The sequence below is a fragment of the Salibaculum halophilum genome (assembly GCF_002094885.1).
GTDB lineage: Bacteria > Pseudomonadota > Alphaproteobacteria > Rhodobacterales > Rhodobacteraceae > Salibaculum > Salibaculum halophilum.
The window spans coordinates 1-926 of the sequence record NZ_MSIT01000053.1 but is presented as its reverse complement, the minus strand read 5'-3'; the positions used below and the strand labels follow the sequence as shown (position 1 = coordinate 926).

Genomic DNA, 926 nt, shown 5'->3' with positions numbered 1-926 from the left:
CCGCCGAACAGCCGCTGCTCGACTCCGAGCTGCTGGGCTACGGCCGCGATCCGCTGGCGCCGGTCAAGGACGCGATCACCGCCGACGGCGACGTGGCGGTCCCGATCGACGCGGAGGCCTGGGGCCACTGGCTCAAGGCCGCCTTCGGTGCGCCCGCGACCAGCGGCACCGGGCCCTGGACCCACGAGTTCCAGTCGGGCGCCTGGGACCTGCCGAGCTTCGCGCTGGAGAAGGGCCTGCCGGAGGTGCCGCATTACGCCATGTATCCCGGCTGCCGGGTCAACCAGCTGCAATGGTCGATGGAGCGCTCGGGCCTCGTGACCGCGACCGTCGGCGTGATCGCGCAGGGCGAGGACAAGAGTGCTGCAAGCCAGGCCGGCACCCTGACCGAGCCCGCGCTCAGGCGCTTCGGCAGCTTCAACGGGAGCGTCCAGCGCAACGGCACGGCGCTCGGCAACCTGGTCTCGGCCGAGATCACCTACGCCAACAACCTCGACCGGGTGGAGACGATCCGCGCCGACGGCAAGATCGACGGCGTGGAGCCCGGCATCGCCGCGCTGACCGGCAACGTGGTGGTGCGCTTCGCCGACGAGACGCTGCTGCAACAGGCCATCGACGGCGATCCTTGCGAGCTGGTGTTCGGTTACGCGCTGCCCTCGGGCGAGAGCTTCATGCTGACCGCGCATGCCGTCTACCTGCCGCGCCCGCGCATCGGGATCGACGGGCCGCAGGGCATCCAGGCGACCTTCGACTGGCAGGCCGCGCGCGACCCCGGCACCGGCCGCATGGCCACCGCAACCCTCATCAACGACGTGGACCAGTATTGATGCTCCGACTCGACATGACCCGCAATCCCGCCTGGCACGACATGCCCGGTGGCGTGCGCCTGAAGCTCCTGCCAATCACCACCGCACTGATGGCCGAGG

Annotated in this window: 1 protein-coding gene; it reads left to right on the top strand. The window is 70.4% G+C overall.

All coding sequences use genetic code 11. The features are described 5' to 3' along the window. Window positions 1-827 (top strand): phage tail tube protein (locus tag BU124_RS14360; protein WP_084864250.1); only part of this gene is annotated, 827 nt, incomplete at its 5' end. Between the last annotated feature and the right edge of the window lie 99 nt (window positions 828-926).